17 protein-coding genes are annotated in these 18,723 nt (G+C 64.0%); 6 read left to right on the forward strand and 11 right to left on the reverse strand.

Going from position 1 to position 18,723, the window contains the following annotated elements; translation table 11 throughout:
* Window positions 1-725, reverse strand: a 725-nt coding sequence (locus Q0S16_RS12835; protein ID WP_295848772.1) for an amidohydrolase family protein, incomplete at its 3' end; no start/stop codon positions are given.
* A gap of 138 nt (window positions 726-863) precedes the next feature.
* Between Q0S16_RS12835 and Q0S16_RS12840 the strand changes: the two genes are divergently transcribed.
* From Q0S16_RS12840 to Q0S16_RS12860, 5 genes are all read left to right on the forward strand, one after another.
* Entirely contained in the window at window positions 864-1,748 is an 885-nt protein-coding gene (locus tag Q0S16_RS12840) for a folate-binding protein (RefSeq protein ID WP_295848773.1), read from the forward strand.
* Window positions 1,745-2,386: a DNA-3-methyladenine glycosylase I gene (locus Q0S16_RS12845; protein ID WP_295848774.1), complete on the forward strand. Its 642-nt coding sequence runs from the start codon at window positions 1,745-1,747 to the stop codon at window positions 2,384-2,386. The genes Q0S16_RS12840 and Q0S16_RS12845 overlap by 4 nt, the downstream gene beginning before the upstream one ends.
* Window positions 2,386-3,003, forward strand: a complete 618-nt coding sequence (locus tag Q0S16_RS12850) for an HD family hydrolase (protein WP_295848776.1) — start codon at window positions 2,386-2,388, stop codon at window positions 3,001-3,003. The genes Q0S16_RS12845 and Q0S16_RS12850 overlap by 1 nt, the downstream gene beginning before the upstream one ends.
* 83 nt (window positions 3,004-3,086) lie before the next feature.
* Window positions 3,087-4,082 (forward strand): tripartite tricarboxylate transporter substrate binding protein, encoded by a 996-nt coding sequence (locus tag Q0S16_RS12855; protein WP_295848778.1) that lies wholly within the window; start codon window positions 3,087-3,089, stop codon window positions 4,080-4,082.
* A gap of 288 nt (window positions 4,083-4,370) precedes the next feature.
* Complete coding sequence (locus Q0S16_RS12860; RefSeq protein ID WP_295848779.1) at window positions 4,371-5,324, forward strand: ABC transporter substrate-binding protein; 954 nt, start codon at window positions 4,371-4,373, stop codon at window positions 5,322-5,324.
* 148 nt (window positions 5,325-5,472) lie between these two features.
* Here Q0S16_RS12860 and Q0S16_RS12865 read toward each other — a convergent pair whose 3' ends face one another.
* The 10 genes from Q0S16_RS12865 to Q0S16_RS12910 all read right to left on the reverse strand — a co-directional run bounded on the left by Q0S16_RS12865 (window position 5,473) and on the right by Q0S16_RS12910 (window position 17,757).
* A complete protein-coding gene (locus tag Q0S16_RS12865; RefSeq protein ID WP_295848781.1) occupies window positions 5,473-6,369 on the reverse strand; it encodes an HlyD family secretion protein in 897 nt (298 codons plus the stop codon).
* Window positions 6,366-6,575 (reverse strand): DUF1656 domain-containing protein, encoded by a 210-nt coding sequence (locus Q0S16_RS12870; protein ID WP_295848783.1) that lies wholly within the window; start codon window positions 6,573-6,575, stop codon window positions 6,366-6,368. Before Q0S16_RS12870 ends, Q0S16_RS12865 begins: the two co-directional genes overlap by 4 nt.
* Window positions 6,572-8,626, reverse strand: coding sequence for an FUSC family protein (locus Q0S16_RS12875; RefSeq protein WP_295848785.1), 2,055 nt, complete (start codon window positions 8,624-8,626; stop codon window positions 6,572-6,574). The genes Q0S16_RS12870 and Q0S16_RS12875 overlap by 4 nt, the downstream gene beginning before the upstream one ends.
* On the reverse strand, window positions 8,623-9,099 hold the full coding sequence (locus tag Q0S16_RS12880; RefSeq protein ID WP_295848787.1) for a MarR family transcriptional regulator: 477 nt from the start codon (window positions 9,097-9,099) through the stop codon (window positions 8,623-8,625). Before Q0S16_RS12880 ends, Q0S16_RS12875 begins: the two co-directional genes overlap by 4 nt.
* Window positions 9,100-9,239: 140 nt before the next feature.
* Window positions 9,240-9,914 (reverse strand): hypothetical protein, encoded by a 675-nt coding sequence (locus Q0S16_RS12885; RefSeq protein WP_295848789.1) that lies wholly within the window; start codon window positions 9,912-9,914, stop codon window positions 9,240-9,242.
* A gap of 109 nt (window positions 9,915-10,023) precedes the next feature.
* Complete coding sequence (locus tag Q0S16_RS12890) at window positions 10,024-11,010, reverse strand: MDR family oxidoreductase (protein ID WP_295848793.1); 987 nt, start codon at window positions 11,008-11,010, stop codon at window positions 10,024-10,026.
* Window positions 11,011-11,054: 44 nt separating this feature from the next.
* Window positions 11,055-12,296, reverse strand: coding sequence for an MFS transporter (locus Q0S16_RS12895; RefSeq protein WP_295848796.1), 1,242 nt, complete (start codon window positions 12,294-12,296; stop codon window positions 11,055-11,057).
* A gap of 302 nt (window positions 12,297-12,598) precedes the next feature.
* On the reverse strand, window positions 12,599-14,002 hold the full coding sequence (locus Q0S16_RS12900; protein ID WP_295848798.1) for a cell wall hydrolase: 1,404 nt from the start codon (window positions 14,000-14,002) through the stop codon (window positions 12,599-12,601).
* A 495-nt stretch (window positions 14,003-14,497) separates the two neighbouring features.
* Window positions 14,498-17,503, reverse strand: a complete 3,006-nt coding sequence (ppdK, locus tag Q0S16_RS12905; protein ID WP_295848800.1) for a pyruvate, phosphate dikinase — start codon at window positions 17,501-17,503, stop codon at window positions 14,498-14,500.
* A 95-nt stretch (window positions 17,504-17,598) separates the two neighbouring features.
* Window positions 17,599-17,757, reverse strand: a complete 159-nt coding sequence (locus tag Q0S16_RS12910; RefSeq protein WP_295848801.1) for a DUF3096 domain-containing protein — start codon at window positions 17,755-17,757, stop codon at window positions 17,599-17,601.
* A gap of 231 nt (window positions 17,758-17,988) precedes the next feature.
* Here Q0S16_RS12910 and Q0S16_RS12915 point away from each other — a divergent pair, with 231 nt between their 5' ends.
* On the forward strand, window positions 17,989-18,360 hold the full coding sequence (locus tag Q0S16_RS12915) for a DUF1236 domain-containing protein (protein WP_295848803.1): 372 nt from the start codon (window positions 17,989-17,991) through the stop codon (window positions 18,358-18,360).
* Window positions 18,361-18,723 lie beyond the last annotated feature (363 nt).

Here is an 18,723-nt window from a genome sequence, read left to right on the forward strand (position 1 = left end):
TCGATTTCCTCCTTGGTGGAGATGTGCAGCACGTGGATACGCTTGCCGGTCTCGTGGGCCAGCGCCACCAGCCGCTGCGTCGCTTGCAGCGCCGCGGTCTCGTCGCGCCACACCGGATGCGAGCGCGGATCGCCCTCGATGCGCAGATGCTTGCGCTCGTTCAGGCGATACTCGTCCTCGGCGTGGAAGGCGGCGCGCCGCTTGATCACCTGGAAGATACGACGCAGGCTTTCATCGTCCTCGACCAGCAGCGCGCCGGTGGATGAGCCGATGAACACCTTGACGCCGGCGCAGCCCGGCGCGCGTTCCAGCTCGGGTAGTTCGGCGACGTTGTCGCGGGTCCCGCCAATGAAGAACGCAAAGTCGCAATGCATGCGGTGGTGGCCGAGTTTCACCTTGGCGGTGAAGGTCGCCTCGTCGATGGTCAGCGGATTGGTGTTCGGCATCTCGAACACCGCGGTAACGCCGCCCATCACCGCGCTGCGCGATCCGGTCTCCAGATCTTCCTTCTGCGTCAATCCGGGCTCGCGGAAATGCACCTGGGTGTCGATCACGCCGGGCAGGATGTGCAGGCCCTTGCAATCGATGATCTCGGCCGCTGAGGCCGCGCCCAGCGACCCGATCGCGGCGATTCGGCCATTGCGGATTCCGATGTCGCGGACGCCCTCGCCATCCTGGTTGACGACGGTGCCGGATTTTAGAATCGTATCAAAAGTCTGGGTCATGGCGTCTCGTTTCGCTGCGGGAGCCCGCGCGGAACGGCGGCGGGCCTTGTTGTCCGCATCCTAGCGGCTTAGCTTTGGCTGGGATATCCAGCTCCAGCGTTTCCGCAAAACTTCCAGCCCAATCATCGAGAATTCCCCATGAAAGCAGCCTTTCTCTCGGACCGGGGCGTCATCAAGCTGAGCGGCGACGACGCCCGTGGTTTTCTCAACAACCTCGTCACCTCCGAGATCGAGGTGGTAACGCCGGGCAGCGCAAGGTTCGGCGCTCTGCTGACGCCGCAGGGCAAGATTATCGCGGATTTTCTGGTCACCGAGGCACCCGCCGGCCATGGCGGCGGGCTGCTGCTCGACGTGCCCCGCGAGTTGGCGGCGCCATTGGCCACCAAGCTCGGCTTCTACAAATTGCGCGCCAAGGTCGTGGTGGACAATCTTACCGATTCGCTCGGCGTTCTCGCGGTGTGGGATGGCGAACCAGGCATCAAGCCGGATCTTACTTTTCCTGATCCGCGCGACGCCGCGCTCGGCTTTCGCATTCTCGTGCCGGCCGAGCTGGCCGCGAAGACCGCGAAGCTGATCGGCGCCGAACTGCTCGACGAGGACGCCTATGAGGCGCATCGCATCGCGACCGGCGTGCCGCGCGGCGGCATCGATTTCGCCTATGGCGACGCGTTTCCGCACGAGAGCAACATGGACCGCCTCAAGGGCGTTGATTTCGACAAGGGCTGTTATGTCGGCCAGGAAGTGGTGTCGCGGATGCAGCATCGTGGCACCGCGCGCACCCGCATCGTTGGCGTGGCGCTGGACGGAGGCATTCCCGAGCCGGGCAGCGAGATTCGTGCCGCCGACAGACCGATCGGAACCATGGGCTCCTCCGCCAATGGTCAGGGCCTGGCGCTGATCCGCACCGACCGCGCGACCGACGCGCTCGATGCCGGGGCTCCGTTCCTTGCCGGCGACCAGCCGATCCATTTTTCAGATGTCGACGCGGTACGCGCCTTCGCGCCGAAGAAAACGCTCGCATGACCAAGCCGGCCATTCTGCATGCCGACGGCAAGACGCGTTGCCCCTGGCCGGGTGAAGACCCGTTTTACGTCGCCTATCACGACACCGAATGGGGCGTGCCCGAATATGACGACCGCGCCCTCTATGAAAAACTGATCCTCGACGGCTTTCAGGCCGGATTGTCCTGGATCACCATCCTGCGCAAGCGCGACAATTTTCGCGCCGCGTTCGATGACTTCCAGCCCGACAAGATCGCGCGTTACGACGACGCCAAAGTGCATGCGCTGATGAACGACGCCGGCATTGTGCGCAACCGCGCCAAGATTGTCGGTGCCATCAACAGCGCCAAAGGCTATCTCAAAATCATGGAAGAAGGCGCCGGCTTCTCGAAATTCCTGTGGGATTTTGTCGACGGCCGGCCGATCGTCAACAAGTTCCAGACCCATGGCAACGTGCCGCCTTCGACCCCGCTATCTGCTAAAATTTCCAAGGAGCTGCTGGCGCGCGGCTTCAAATTCGTCGGTCCGACCATCGTCTATGCCTTCATGGAAGCCACTGGCATGGTCAACGACCATCTCGTCTCCTGCTACTGTCACGAGCTCTGCGTCGACCGGAAGCGCGCACCGAGACTTAAAGTATCAAAGCTCAAAGCAAGATAATGGCCAAATCAAAATTCTCTACCGACGTCGAAACGCGGGCGTGGCAGCGGATGCTGTCCGGACGCCGGCTCGATCTGCTCGATCCATCGCCGCTCGACATCGAGGTCGCCGACATTGCCCATGGCCTCGCCCGCGTCGCGCGCTGGAACGGACAGACCCATGGCGCCAATATCTTCTCGGTGGCACAGCACACGCTGCTGGTGGAGGCCGTACTGCGCCAGCAGGTGTCGCGCGTCGATAACCGCGTGCGGCTGGCAGCGCTGCTGCACGACGCGCCGGAATATGTCATCGGTGACATGATCTCGCCGTTCAAGGCGGTGATCGGGGGCGCCTACAAGATCGTCGAGAACCGGCTGCTCGGCGCCATCCATACCCGCTTCGGCCTGCCGCCGGTGCTGGCGGCCGAGGTGACGAAGCAGATCAAGACCGCCGACATGGGCGCCGCCTATCTGGAGGCAACGAGACTGGCAGGTTTCAAGGAAACCGAGGCCAAACGGCTGTTCGGCAAGGATCCCGGCCTGTCGGCGACCGCGGAAGAGGATTTCCTGACGCCGTGGTCGGCAGGCAAGGCCGAGAAGCGTTTTCTCGAACGTTTTACGGCGGTTGCAACGCCGTAGCGGACAGTATCAAGGCGGTTGCGAAGCTCGGCATTCGCGATAGGCTACTCCCATAAAAATAATATCATGGGAGGTTCCGACGCATGAATCGACGCGAGATTCTGCAGGCTGCCGCGGCCGTGCCGCTGGCCAATTTGTTCACACCATTCATCAGCCCCGCTTGCGCGCAATCAGCCTGGCCATCGCGCAACATCACCATGATCGTGCCGTTTCCGGCCGGCGGCCAGGCCGACCTGGCGGCGCGGCCGGTGGCAATGGCGCTCGAGCGAATTCTCGGCAAGCCCGTCATCGTCGACAACCGCGCCGGAGGGGCCGGCGGCTCGGTCGGCAATGCGCAGGCGGCGCGCGCCGAGCCCGATGGCCATACGCTGCTGATGACACTGTCGTCGCTGGCGGTGCTGCCCGAGGCTGACCGTCTGTTCGATCGGCCGGTGTCTTACGAAGTATCGCAGTTCGCGCCGATCGCGCGCGTGCTCGCCGACCCGACGCTGCTCGCGGTGCCCGCCGCGGCACCTTGGAAGACGTTGCGGGACTTTGTCGACGATGCCCGGAAACGCCCTGGCGAAATTCCCTATGGCTCGTCCGGTCCCTACGGCACGCTGCATGTGGCGATGGAGATGTTCGCCGCCAGCGCCGGCATCAAGCTGTTGCACGTGCCGTTCCGCGGCGCTGGCCCTGCGCTCACCGCGCTGCTGTCCAATACGGTGCAGGCGGTGGCCTCCGCGCCGGGCACGCTGCGGCAGCAGGTCGATGACGGCAAAATGCGCGTGCTGGCCAATTGGGGCGCCGCGCGGGTGCCGAGTTTCCCGGAGGTGCCGACCTTTCAGGAACTGGGATACAAGGATGTCGAGTTCTATATCTGGGCCGGGCTTTTCGCGCAGAGTACGCTGCCGGCGCCAATCATGACGCGACTGCGCGAGGCAATGGCGCAAGCGGTCACGGCGCCGGAAGTAACAAAGATGTTTGCCGCTGCCGGCAGCCCGGTTGCCTATCTGGACGCGCCGGAATTTGCGAAGTTCGTCGAGACCGACAGCGCGCGCCTGATCGCGGCGGTGAAGAAGATCGGCAAGGTCGAGTAGAATTCGTGCTCCGCTTGTCCCGGGCGCGGTGCGGCATTCTTCCTACCGCTCCGCGGAACCGGGACCGCCACGAACGCCGGCGATCGGTACGGCTGCGGCTCCGCGAAGCAATACTACGTATTGCATCGCATCCGGGGCACACAAACAAGACAGCGCGAAACTGCCGTTCCACCGATCAACCGCGACACGTCCGTTCCGAGGTCGAACACATCTTCGGTCAGCCATTTCGTTGACGGCCCGACTTTCCCGCGTAGCTTTGCTGCACCTTATCGCATCAGAGAAAACAACATGGTCAAGCCCCTTTCATCCGCGCTGCTCGCCGCGATCATCGGCGCGGCGCTCGCCACCTCGGCCTTCGCGGCCGACCCCGTCACCTTGAGAATCGGCGACCAGAAGGGCGGCAACCGCTCGCTGCTGGAGGCGACAGGCCTGACGAAGGACCTGCCCTACAAGATTGTCTGGTCGGAATTCCCGGCAGCCGCGCCGATCCTCGAGGCGCTCAATGCCGGTGCGCTCGATGTCGGCCACACTGGCGATCTTGCTTTCCTGTCGATCTATGCGGCGGGCTCGCCAATCAAGGCGATTGGCGGCGTTCGCGCCAATGCCAATACGCAAGCGATCCTGGTGCGCAACGACTCGCCGATCAGGACCGCCGCGGACCTCAAGGGCAAGCGCCTCGCCGGCACCCGCGGCGGCTGGGGCCAGTTCCTGATTAACGCCACGCTGGAGAAAGCCGGTTACAAGACCACCGACGCCACTTTTGCCGCGCTCGGACCGGTCGATGCCAAGATAGCACTGATCGCCGGCTCGATCGATGGCTGGGCGGTGTGGGAGCCCTACATCTCCTATGCGGTACTGAAGGACAATGCCCGCATCGTCGCCGACGGTGAAGGCCTGACCCCGACGCTGACATTCATCGTCGCGTCCGACCAGGCCATTGCCACCAAGCGCGAGGCAATCGCTGATTTCCTGCAGCGCCTCAACAAGGCACGCACCTGGTCGCGCGACCATGTCGAGGAATATGCCAGAAACACCGCCGAACTGACCAAGTTGCCGGAAGACGTGCTGGCACGGGCCTACCGCGCGCAGGACAACCGGCCGATCACCATCGACGACGCCGTGATCAGGGAATTCCAGGAAGCCAGTGATCGCGCCACCCGCTACGGGATTCTGGCGAAGGCGGTGGATGTCAGACAGGCGGTCGACCGCGGTTTCACACAGGCCGCGCCGGCATCGAACTGAACACCTTGGTCGTCATTGCGAGGAGTGCTTGCGAGGAAGCGATGCAGTTCCTTCCTCGCGGATGGCTTCCGGATTGCCGCGTCGCGGAGCTATCATCGGGCCGTCGAAGCCGGACCCGTTGGCGCCTCGCACTGACAGAAGAGAACAATCAAAACAGCTTCGCAACGCTGGTGCCGTCCTTCGGCAGGATCTCCACCGTCGCCGTGCGGCCAGCGACCAGCGTCGCGCCGGCCGGAATATTATCGAGCGCGATGCGCACCGGCACGCGCTGCGCCAGCCGCACCCAGCTGAAGGTTGGCGTCACATTGGCAAGCAGGTTACTACCCTCGCCACGGTCACGGTCCTCAATGCCGGCAGCCATGCTTTCGACATGACCGGTGATGCGTTCGGAATCGCCCATCAAATGGATCGAGACGGGATCGCCGACATGGATCCGCGGCAGCTTGGTTTCCTCGAAGTAACCATCGACATGCAGCGTGTCGGTATCGACCAGCGCCATCACGCCCTTGCCGGCCGACACATAGGTGCCCGGTCGCAGCTCCATGTTGGAGATCGTACCATTGACCGGCGCGCGCACCTCGCTGCGGTCCAGATTGAGCTGCGCCACTGCCTGGTCAGCGATACCCTGATCGAGCGAAGCCCTGGCCAATAATTGCGTCGCTGTCACCTGCTCCTGCTTTTGCTGCGACACGGCGGCCGTGGTGAGATCGCGGTAGCGTTTCAGATCGGCATCGGCCTGATCGAGCGTCGCCTGGCGGCCGGCGACCACCGCCTCCGCCTGTCGCAGCGCCAGCGCGTAACGCACGCGGTCGATCCGCATGATGACGTCGCCGCGCTTCACCTTCTGATTGTCCTTGACCAGGATCTCGGTGACGAAGCCGGAGACGTCGGACGCCAAGGTGACGACGTCGGCGCGGACCCGGCCATCGCGGGTCCACGGCGCATCCATGTAATAGACCCACAGATAGCGGCCGACCGCGAGCGCGGCGACCACCATCAGCGTGGTGGCGGCGAAACGACGTATCAGGGCAACAGGATTTTTCATGACAGCAATCCGGACGAGAGATAGACCACGCCGCCGAGCAGGCAGACGAAGAGAGCGAGATCGAACAGCGCGCGGTGCCAGACGAAGCGGTACAGGCCAGAGCGCTCCAGCAGCGGCCGCAACAGCGCGCCGATCACATAGGTGATCACCAGCCACAGCAGCAGCGCTGGCACGAGGATGCCGAACAGATCGACTTCATATCTCATGCCGCGGCACTCCCTGCGAGGCGGTTCAGCGCTTCCGGCCGGTAGTCCGGCGCCTGCGGAAACAGGCCGCGGCGAATACCCACCAGCCCGATCAGCGCGTCGCCGCGCACGGCGTCGCTCGACTCCGCCATCGCCGCCAGCAACGCCTGATCGATCCGCACCAGCAGCGCCCGCGGCATGGCACCACCGTCATAACTTCGGAAATCGGCGGCGAGTTCGTCCAGCATCGCGTCCATGGTCAGCAGCGTTCGCGGTGACATGCCGTGCCGGGCGCGACGCAGATCGACAATGTTCAGGCCGACGCGCAGTTCCCTGAGGTTATCGACATCGCGCAGCGCGCTGTCCGGCATCGCCGCCAGCCGCGGCGCCAGCAGACCGATGCGGTTGAGCATCAGCCCGGCAAAGGCGGCGCGATCGCGATTGCCGCGGCTGGCAGCCGCCCAGGCCAGCGCGATCCAGCCCTTGCGCATCAGCCGGCGCACGCTCCACTCCGCGCCCACCGACCGCGCCAGCAGAATGGTCAGCGCCGAGATTTCGACGCCGACGAAGAAGGCGATGCCACCATTGGCAAAGGCTGCAAAATCCGCGCTGTAAGTCGACTGTAACGCCATCAGGCTGGCGGTGTTGGCGGCGAGCAGCATGCCGATGAAGAAGGTCGCCGGGCGTGCGATCAGATAGCCGAACAGCAGAAAGGCCGGCGCCAAAACCGCGATCAGCATCTCGATGTTGGAGATCGCGGGCAGGATCGCGAACAGATAGACGGCGACAACGATCATGGCGACCAGCGTCCATTTGGCGAAGCCACGCAGGCCGACCGAGGGATCGTCGGTATTGGCAAAGAACGAGCAGCCGACCGCCGCCATCATCGGCGCCGACGCGCCATCGACCCAGCCGGTGGAAATCCAGAACGCACAGCTCAGCAGGATGGCGAGGATGGCGCCACCGGCCGACCACAGGGCCATGCCGTGATCGACATGCCGGATGGGTGCTACGCCCGCTTCGGCACGAAACGCCAGTTTCGCGCCTGGCGGTCGACCGCCTTCGGCGATTGCCTGGTTGAGCACGCGACAGTCGGCAGACACATCGACCAGCTCGCGCATGCGCATCAGCAGGCAGGCCATCATGATCTCGTTCCACGACGAGCCGGCATCGAGCTTCGGCGATTGCGCCGCGATCGCCGTACGCAGCCGGTCGGCGGGTTCACGCGCAACATCGTCATCGGTGATCCAGCGCGACAGATCGGCGACCAGCGCCATCAGCCGAGGCGTGCGCACGTCGTCGCCCAGCGCATCGAGGCGATCGCCGATCGAGGACAATAGCGGCAGCAGCATCAGCATGCGCAGCCGCAGCGCGCGCAGCCAGCGCGGCGTATCGCGGCTGACCTCGCGGTCATAGGCCAGATGATCCGACAGCGTATCGATCTCGACGGCGTCGGCGGCGAGCCGCAGCCGTTGCTCGCGCGAGGACGTGTCGGCACCGTGCCCGGCCAGCACACGCTCACTGAGGCCGCGCGCGCCGGCAAGCCAGGTGTCGACCCGCGCCGCGACCGCGGGGCCGACGCTGCGCGCCAGCACGATGGTAGAAACAATACTGGCGCAGAGAATGCCGAGAATGATCTCCTCGCTGCGCGCCAGCGCGACGTCGAAGATCGCCGCCGGCTCCGACACCGAGGGAAAGCCGATCAGTGCCGCCGTATAGCCCGCCAGCATGAACATGTAGCTGCGCGGCGTGCGGTCCAGCAACGAGACATAGAGGCAGAGCCCAACCCACAGCGCGAGGCCGAGGCTGAGCAGTTCCGGCGAATTCACCAGGTTCGGCACCAGCGCGACGCTGGCGGCGGCGCCGATCAGCGTCCCGGCCACGCGGAAGAATGCCTTCGAGCGGGTCGCGCCGGCCAACGGCTGCGAGGCGATGTAGACCGTCGCCAGCGCCCAGTATGGCCGCGGCAGATCCATCGCCAACGCAATCAGCAGCGCCATCACCGCGGCGAGAAATGTTTTCAGCGAGAAGATAATGTCGGCATGGCGAACCAGAAACGGAGAACGGGTCATGACAGGGGGCCCGCCTCCCCGGCGGCTTGCAGCGATCGGTTGGCCGAGACTTCGATCCGGCGCAGCACCTCGAACGTAACGGCCAGTTCGTCGGCGGAAACGCCGTCCATCAGATCGGTGCGGACGCGGCGCATCACGCGCGTGATCTCCTCCGCCTTGGCCTCGCCGAGCGCGGTCAGATGCACGATTCTGGCGCGGCGATCGGTGGGATCCTCGCGACGCTCCACCAGGCCCTCAGCCGCCAGAAGGTCGATCAGCCGCACCACCGAGGGGCCCTCGAGACCCATCTCGTCGGCCAGGACGCCCTGACGCACACATCTGCCTCCCCGCGCCAGGATCAGCAACGGATGCGCGGTGGCCTCCGAAAGGCCATGCGCCGACAGCGCCTGATCGGCCCGACGCCGCCAGACCCGCGCCAGGCGCGCGACCAGCAAGCCGAGTTCCGCCTGAATCTGGGGAGGAGTGAGTGCCATCCGAGGTAGATAGGATGCTATCGATTAGGCTGCAATCGATATACTCACCCAGCCGGTTCACGCTGTGGTGAGGAAGCGAGGCCAAAGAAACGGCCGGGAAATACCCGGCCGCGATACTCGGTCGACTGCCGACGCCCGCGCTATTCCGTGGACCGGCGCAGTTCCGAGGTGCCCTCAACCTTGGCCGATTCCGACTTTGCCGCCTCGACCCGAGCGGGCTCGGGCTTGCTAATCTCGGACTTGCCGATTTCGGGTTTGGCCGGCTCGGATTTCAAAGGGTCGATCTTGATCGAGCCGGTACTGACCGATTCAATCTTGCCAATTTCCACCCGCGGCGTCGCCACGCGCGCCACCGTCTCGGTGGGAGACGCATCCGCCGCGCGCAACGATTGCGGCTGCGCCAGCGAACGCGCCATCAGCATCTGACCGCGGCCCTGGTGACGGAAATCGCAATAAGCGAAGCCCATGCCGGAGACAGCGCCACGGAAGCTACGTTCATCGTTCTTGACGAGATTGAAGCACGGCTCGAACGGCAGGCCCTTGATCGAGGCGCAGATCGACTGGCCGCGAACCTGCAGCGTATTGCCGGGCAGACGCATGTTGCGCGCCGGGCCGGAACCGGAGAACTGCACCGCGCCCGCCGCGCCGCCATCATCGAACACGCGGCCAGCGCCGCGGGTACCATCGAAGCACGTGAAAGCGAACACCTTGCCGGCGACGAACTTGCGGGCTTCGTCAGCCGTCATCGAACCCGCCATCGCAGGCATCGCCAGCGAGGCGGCGAAAGCGGCTCCCAACACAAAACGCGCAACCATAGGATACTCCGACCAACTGAGCGCGGACGACCGCCAACTGCCTTGACCGCTGCTTACCATACCAACCGTGGCAACATTGGAGCAGGGAAGTTGGCAAAGTCTGAACAAGTTAGACAATCTTTACCACGATTCGACCGCGGACTTCGCCTGCCAATACCCGAGCGCCCGCCTCGACGACCCCGTCCAGGCTTATTTCCTGAGTGATATCAGCTAGTTTCCCAGCATCCAGATCAGTCGCCAGACGTGTCCAAGCCTGCCTTCGCAGCGCAATTGGACACATCACCGAATCGATTCCAAGCAAAGAAATTCCGCGCAGAATGAACGGCGCCACCGACGAGGGCAGATCCATACCACCAGCGAGACCACAGGCGGCGATGGCGCCGCGCGGCCTGGTCATCGACAGCAGATTGGCCAGCGTAGTGGAACCGACGCTGTCGATACCGCCCGCCCAGCGCTCCTTGGCCAGCGGCTTGGCCGCACCGGACAGTTCCGCGCGATCGATGATCTCCGCCGCGCCGAGTCCCTTCAGATAGTCCTGCTCCGAGATGCGGCCGGTCGATGCGATGACGTGATAGCCGAGTTTCGACAGTAGCGCGATCGCCACCGAGCCGACGCCACCGGCGGCGCCGGTAACTACTACGGGACCGTCGCCTGGCGTGAGACCATGCTTTTCCAGTGCCAGCACCGACAGCATCGCCGTGTAGCCGGCGGTGCCGATCGCCATCGCGTCGCGCGTCGTCAGGCCCTCGGGAAGCCGCACCAGCCACTCGCCCTTGACCCGCGCCTTCTCGGCATAGGCGCCGAGATGGGTCTCGCCCATGCCCCAGCCGTTACAGATCACCTTGTCGCCCGGCTTCCATTCCGGATGCGAGGAGGTCTCCACGGTGCCGGCGAGATCGATGCCGGCAATCATCGGAAACCGCCGCACCACCGGCGCCTTGCCGGTGAGCGCCAGGCCGTCCTTGTAGTTCACCGTCGACCATTCGACCCGTATGGTGACGTCGCCGTCCATCAGTTCGGCCTCGTCGAACTGGGTGATGGCGACCGTGGTGCCCTTTTCCGCCTTGTCGATGCGAACAGCCTTGAACATTCCCAACACGCCACTCCCTGAATTTGTTGTTTGTAATTGCACTAATGCGCTTATGCCGGCTGCGCCAGCGGCCGCGCCACCGGCGCCTCGACGATCGGCAGGTTGATCAACGCCGACAGCACGCCGAACAAGACCGACAGCCACCACACCGGCGTGTAGGAGCCGAATTTCTCATAAACGATACCGCCAAGCAGCGCGCCGAGAAAGCCACCGACCTGATGGCTGAAGAACGCAAAGCCATACAGCGTGGCGAGCCAGCGCGTGCCGAACATGATCGAGACCAGGCTCGAGGTCGGCGGCACCGTGGACAGCCAGGTCAGGCCGCTGATGACGCCGAAGGCGATCGCCGAAAACGTCGTCATCGGCAACAGGATGAAGGCCACCGTCGCCAGCGCGCGGGTGAAATAGATGAAGGACAGGATGTAGCGCTTCGGAAATCGGCTCTGCGCGTAGCCGACGCTGAGTGAGCCCACGATATTGAACAGGCCGATGACCGCGATCACCCAACCGCCGGTGGAGGCCGGCATGCCCCTGTCGACCAGATAGGCCGGCAGATGCATGGTGATGAAGGCAAGCTGGAAACCGCAGGTGAAGAAGCCCAGCACCAGCAGCACATAGGAGCGATGTCCGAAGGCTTCCGCCAGCGCCTGCCGGAACGACTGCCGCTGCGCCACCGGCACGTCGGCCGCGGCGGCGGGCGGCGTTGCCAGCGCCAGCGACAGCGGAATCACCAGCAGCATCAGCATCGCGAACACCATCAGGGTGGACTGCCAGCCGGCGCTGTCGATCATGGCTACCGTGAACGGCGCGAACACGAACTGGCCGAACGAACCCGCCGCGGTGCCGGCACCAAGCGCGATGCCGCGCCATTCCGGCGGCATCAGCTTGCCGAACGCGGACAAGACCAGGTTGAAAGAGCAGCCGGACAGGCCAAAGCCGATCAGCAGGCCAGCCCCGAGATTGAGTTCCAGCGGTGTCGAGGAATAGCGCATCGCCAGCAAGCCAAGCGCATAGAGCAGCGCACCGACGCAGATCACCCGCACCGCGCCGAACTTGTCGGCGATGGCGCCAGCGAAAGGCTGGCCGATACCCCACAGCAGGTTCTGCACGGCAAAGGCCAGCGCGAACACGTCGCGGCCCCAGGTGAACTGCTGGCTCATCGGCTGCATGAAGAAGCCGACGCTGGACCTCGGCCCGAACGTCAGCATGCCGATCAATGATCCGCAGATCACGATCACCAGTGGCGTCCGCCAGCCCAACCCCGGCCGCGAGATACTCTCGATTGCCGCCATGTCGCTTCCCCGCCGAAATTCATGAATGATCGGGACGCCACATCAGGCAATTCGCCCGCCGTCAGACCCAACTGCAGATTAATGCATTCGCATGGAAATCATAGGGGCGCCGGCGAAGAATTTCTCTTTCAAGGCAGGGATGCGAGATTGTCGTCGTCCCGGGGTGGGGGCGGCGGTAGCCGCACGCGAACCCGGGATCTCGATATATTTTGCAAAACCGAAGCTTGAGCTGCCCCAAAACAATTCGAGGTTCCGGGTTCGATCGCAGCTATCGCTGCTCCCGCCCCGAAACGACGAGCGTGTTATGGCTTGATCTCGGAGAGCGAGGCCGAAATCTCGGCGGTCTTAGCGGCGGTGCCCCAGCTCGGCGCGTCGCTGCCGTCGCCCCAGTTGCGCGGCCGATAAAAGGAATGCACGCCGGTGCGATACATCTTCTTCATTTCGCGCACCCAGGACGGATGCACCCAATAGGCATGGTAGTGGGTCGACTTCGCCACTTCCGGCAGCCAGAGCTGGCCGTCCAGCGTGGCTTTCGCGATCTTGCGCGCGCGGTCCCACATGTCCGGCTCCTTCACCACATCCGGAATGCCATCGCAGGCAAAGGTGAACTGACACGCCAGATGGCGATTCTTGTTCTGATAGACGACGCCGCAAACCGTGGTCGGGTAGAAGCCGGAGAACACCCGGTTCATCACCACCTGCGCCACCGCCATCTGGCCACGCACTGCTTCACCGCGGGCTTCGAAATAGACGGCGTCAGCCAGACATTTTTCCTGCTTGTCGCGGGTTTTATGGTCGAACAGGCCAAGACGTTCGGCCGGGGTCTTGATGCGCTGGTTGGTGCTGTTGACCTCACCCTTGCCGGCGATGCTCTCGCCGCCCTCGACCGGGCTGGCGATCGCGGGCAGCGTCGTTGTCACTTTCAGATCGGGATCGGCGCGCGTGTTCGGCACGATGATGGTCGGCTCTTCGCCGGGCTGCCAGCGCTCCATGGTCTCGCTCGAAGCACCCAGCGAGGAGCTGCCGAAAAACAGGCTGGCGGTCTTGACCGAAAAGCCATCGCGCGGCGGCGCCGGCTCAACAGCGATCACCGCGGTCTCGGATTCCGGCTTGATGTCGTCGAGCGGCTGCACCGGTTGTGACGCATCGTACTGGGCCAGCGGTGGCGCCTGCAACGCGGCGGCAAGTTCGGGATCGAGCGGCGCGTGCTCACCGCCCGGCAGAGCCTCGGTGGTCTTGGCGCCCCTCACCGAGGCGTTGCTATCGAATGAGTCTTCTTTTGCAGGCGGGGGGCCATCGCGCAGCGCAGGTTCCGGCGGGCGCAGCGCCAGGCGGTCGCCCTTCAGCGTTCGATCGACGCTGGGGAAGTCGGACGCCTCGAAACGGCGCGGCGGCTGCGCCAGCGGATTGCGCGTCAGCGCGCCGGTGATATCACTGGCGGAAGTATCGAAGCTCGCGAGCTGAAAGGTAGGATTGCGCGACGAGGTGCCGATCGGCCGGCCGAAACTGAAGGTGGCGACCTGGATCGACGTGACCGCCGAGGCGACCACGCGCTTCTGCCAGCGCTCAGTCACGCCCGGCTGGCGGGCCAGCAACGAAGCGATGTCCTGATAGCCAACCTCTGTCGGGATCAATGCGAAGAAGCAAAGACCGAGGCCGAAAGACGCGCTGCGCGCGCCCTTCGGCCGGTTACGCATTACTAACATGATACGCCTACGCAACGCTTACAAAAACCCGACCGTCCTGCCCGTTTCCGTACATTTCGATCTGTCTTGTTGGTACGGAATTAAAGTTGCCGCGAAGTTAATCCGCCGTGCGTACGCGACACACGCAAGCACCGTTTGCGTGTGCGAAGACCAATCGAAAGCCTTGGTAAATAGCCGCTTGACCGAAGTGATGAACAAGACGTCAACGAAACCGCGGAAGATAAATTTTGGCGAGGCAATGCGCGACAGAATGAATGGGCGTGTTTCAGTCGCTCGCACGGCCCCCTCCTCGTCATGGCGAGGAGCCAACGGGTCCGGCTCCGCCGGCCCGTTGATAAGCTCCGCGACGCGGCGATCCAAGAGCTACAAGCAAAGACTGGATTGCTTCGTCGCAAGGGCTCCTCGCAATGACGGTCGAGAGGAAAAAAATAAAATGGCCAGGAAAAATTCCCGGCCATTTTCTAACTACACTTTAAGCAATGGAACTCAGCTTGCTTACGCCTGGCTGGAGATTTCCTTGCCGAGCGCCGCTTGCGCCGCGGCGAGACGGGCGATCGGCACGCGGTAGGGCGAGCACGACACGTAGTCGAGGCCGATCTCGTGGCAAAAGGCTACCGACGCCGGATCGCCGCCATGTTCGCCGCAGATGCCGACCTTGATATTCGGGCGGGTCTTGCGACCGCGCTCGACGCCGATCTTCACCAACTCGCCGACGCCGCCGCGGTCGACCGAGATGAACGGATCGATCGGCAGGATGCCCTTGGCGATATAGGTGCCCAGAAAGCTCCCGGCGTCGTCACGGCTGATGCCGAAGGTGGTCTGGGTCAGGTCGTTGGTGCCGAACGAGAAGAACTCAGCGGTCTCGGCGATCTCGCCGGCCATCAGGCAGGCACGCGGCAATTCGATCATGGTACCGACGCTGTAGGTCAGCTTGCCGCCGGTCTCCTTCAGCACAGACGCCGCGGTGGCGTCGATGCGCGCCTTGATCAGGTCGAATTCCATCTTGGTGGCGATCAGCGGCACCATGACTTCGAGCCCGACCAACTCGCCGGTGCGCTTGCCAGCCTCGATCGCGGCTTCGAACAAGGCACGGGCCTGCATTTCGGCGATTTCCGGATAGGCGATCGCCAGCCGGCAGCCACGGAAGCCGAGCATCGGGTTGAATTCGGCCAGATCGCGAGCGCGGTCGGCGAGTTTTCGCGGATCGGTGTTCATGGCCCGCGCGACCTCCTCGACCTCGGCCTGGGTGTGCGGCAGGAATTCATGCAGCGGAGGATCGAGCAGACGGATCGTGACCGGCAGGCCCTTCATGATCTCGAACAGTTCGACGAAGTCGGCGCGCTGCATCGGCAGCAATTTGGCCAAAGCGGCGCGACGCGACTGCTCGTCTTCCGCCAGGATCATCTCGCGCACGGTGCGGATGCGGGTTTCCTCGAAGAACATGTGCTCGGTGCGGCACAGGCCGATACCCTCGGCGCCGAACTTGATGGCGGTGCGGGCATCCTGCGGGGTGTCGCCATTGACGCGCACCTTGAGCTTACGGACCTTGTCGGCCCAGCCCATCAGCGTGTTGAATTCGCCGGACAGTTCGGGCTCGATCATCGGCATGCGGCCGGCCAGCACCTGGCCGATCGAGCCGTCGATGGTGATGATGTCGCCAGCCTTGAAGCTGCGGTCACCGATCGTCATGGTGCCGCGGCCGTAATCGACGCGGATGGTGCCGCAGCCGGAGACGCAGGGCTTGCCCATGCCGCGCGCGACCACCGCCGCATGCGAGGTCATACCGCCGCGGGTGGTGAGAATGCCTTCCGCGGCATGCATGCCGTGAATGTCTTCCGGCGAGGTCTCGATCCGCACCAGGATGACGTCGCGGCCATCCGCCTGCAGCTTGGCGGCCTCTTCCGAGGAGAACACGATCTCGCCCGAGGCGGCGCCCGGCGAGGCCGGCAGGCCGGTAGCGATGATGTCGCGGTTGGCGGCGGGATCGATGGTCGGGTGCAGCAGCTGGTCCAGCGACGCCGGATCGATGCGGGTCACCGCGTCCTGCTGCGAGATCACGCCTTCATTGGCGAGCTCGACCGCGATGCGGATCGAGGCCTTGGCGGTGCGCTTGCCGTTGCGGGTCTGCAGCATCCACAACCGGCCCTGCTCGACCGTGAACTCCATGTCCTGCATGTCGCGGTAGTGCTTCTCGAGCTGGGTATAGATCCGCGTCAGCTCGGCGAATGCCTCCGGCATCGCGGCTTCCATCGACAGCCTGTCGGAGCCGGATTCCTTGCGGGCATATTCGGTGATGTCCTGCGGGGTGCGGATACCGGCGACGACATCCTCACCCTGAGCGTTGATCAGGAATTCGCCATACAGCTTGCTCTCGCCGGTCGACGGATTGCGCGTGAACGCCACGCCGGTCGCCGAGGTGTCGCCCATGTTGCCGAACACCATGGCCTGCACGGACACCGCGGTGCCCCAGGATTCCGGAATGTCGTGCAGGCGGCGATAGGTGATCGCGCGCGCGTTCATCCACGACGAGAACACCGCGCCGACCGCGCCCCATAGCTGCTCATGCGGGTCCTGCGGAAATTCCTTGCCGGTCTCGCGGGCGACCGCGTCCTTGTATTTGGCAACCAGCGCCACCCAGTCGTCACCGTCGAGGTCGGTGTCGAGCGTATAGCCCTTGCTGTCCTTGTAGGTATCGAGGATGTCCTCGAAATGATGGTGCTCGAAGCCCATCACCACGTCGGAATACATGGTGATGAAGCGGCGGTAGCTGTCATAGGCGAAGCGCTTGTCGCCGGACAGTTCGGCCAGCGCTTCCACCGTGGTGTCGTTGAGTCCGAGATTGAGGACGGTGTCCATCATGCCCGGCATCGAGGCGCGGGCGCCGGAGCGCACCGAGACCAGCAGCGGGTTCTTCGGATCGCCGAAGCCCTTGCCGGTGATCTTGCCGACGGCGGCCAGCGCCTTTTCGACCTGCGCCTGCAGGTCTTTCGGATAGGTCTTGTCGTTGGCGTAGTAATAGACGCAGACCGAGGTCGGAATGGTGAAGCCCGGGGGCACCGGCAGGCCGAGATTGGCCATTTCGGCGAGGTTGGCGCCCTTGCCGCCGAGCAGATCGCGCAGCCCGGCCTTGCCTTCGGCCTTGCCCCCACCGAACGAATACACCCACTTGCCAGCCTTGATGATGTCGGCGATCGGCTTGGCGGCTACCTTGCCGACGGTCTTCTTCGGCGCCAGTTTCTTCGCAACCGGCTTGGGCGTGGATTTGGCGGCCGGCTTACCCTTGGCGACCGATTTGGCAACAGATTTGCCTTTGACCACCGACTTCGCCCTGACGACTGACTTGGCTTTGGCAACCGGCTTGGCTGGCTTCTTGGCTTTTACCACCGGCTTGGCGGTCGCCTTTTTCAGCGCCTTGCGGGCGCCAGACGGCGCGGCCTTGGCGCGGGCCACCGGCTTCGCCTTGGCCGGGGTCTTCTTGGTCTTCGATGCGGTTTTAGCCATGACGTGCCATCAATCCGGCGAGAGGAGCGAAAGGGAAAAGGTGCCGCCTTACACCACGTTTTAGCGGGCTGGCGCAAGTTTACGAAGGTTTGGCGCTAGCCGATATGCAGCATTCGCAGCACGCCGAGGCCCGCCAGGCCGACGAAGATCAGGTAGATCGCGACGATCAAATTCAGCAGCCGCGGCATCAGCAGGATGAAGATGCCGGCAATGAGGGCGACGATCGGCTGGATGTGGGCTGCCGTAAGGACCATGAAAATCTCCGGGAAATTGAATGCTGCGAATCGCTTGCGCTGATTTACGCCGACGATCGGTTCCACAATAAGACGCCTGTGCGGTCAATGGGTTCCGGGTGCCCCGCTTTGCGCCGCACCAAATTCTGTCGGCTCGGGCCCGAAATTTCGGAACGATCCCCAGCGCCGCGGCATTGGCTAGGGGACTGGGGCAGCAGCCCGGCGCACGCCGGCGCTCTCGAAGGAGACGATATGCGAAACAACATCATGGCAGTGGCAATATTGGCGGGCGCCCTCGGCGCTCCTCTGGCCGCACAGGCACAAAGCGAGATGACCGTGGGCGCCGCGCGAAGCGGGCAGACGGTGATTGTCGACGACAACGACCCCGACGGCATCACGGTACAGGAGCGGCCGGCATTCCGCGAATATATCGTTCGCGAACGCGTTCCGACCTACAACGTGCCGGAGCGCGTGGTCGTCGGCACCACTTTGCCCGACGCCGGAGTCACGTATTATGACGTGCCGCAAAGCGTCGCGACGACCCCATATCGTTATACGGTCGTGAATGGAGAGACCGTTCTGGTCGAGCCGCGCTCGCGCCGCATCGTCCAGGTGATCGACTAAATCGGAATTCGCAAGGGCGCCGTCATGGCGACCGAGCGAGAAAGCCCTGTCCGGACATCCCCGCCGGACGGGGCTTTTCTGTGTCGGGCAATCAAGGTGATCCGTTTCCCGGACGCGGTGCGGCATCCTTATGCCGCTCCGCGGAACCGGGATCCCGGTTTGCCAGAGCACCAGGGCCCCGGCTCTGCGAAGCAACACGGCGTGTTGCATCGCGTCCGGGGCACGTGAGAGCCCTCAGTCCTGGATCTTCGAAAAATCCGCCACCGCGCGCGTCGCGGCGCGGATCTCGTTCAGCAGCTTCAGGCGATTTTCGCGAACCAGAGCATTGTCGTCATTGACCTTGACCTTGTCGAAGAACGCATC

The organism is Tardiphaga sp., assembly GCF_025356345.1.
Taxonomy (GTDB): Bacteria; Pseudomonadota; Alphaproteobacteria; order Rhizobiales; family Xanthobacteraceae; genus Tardiphaga.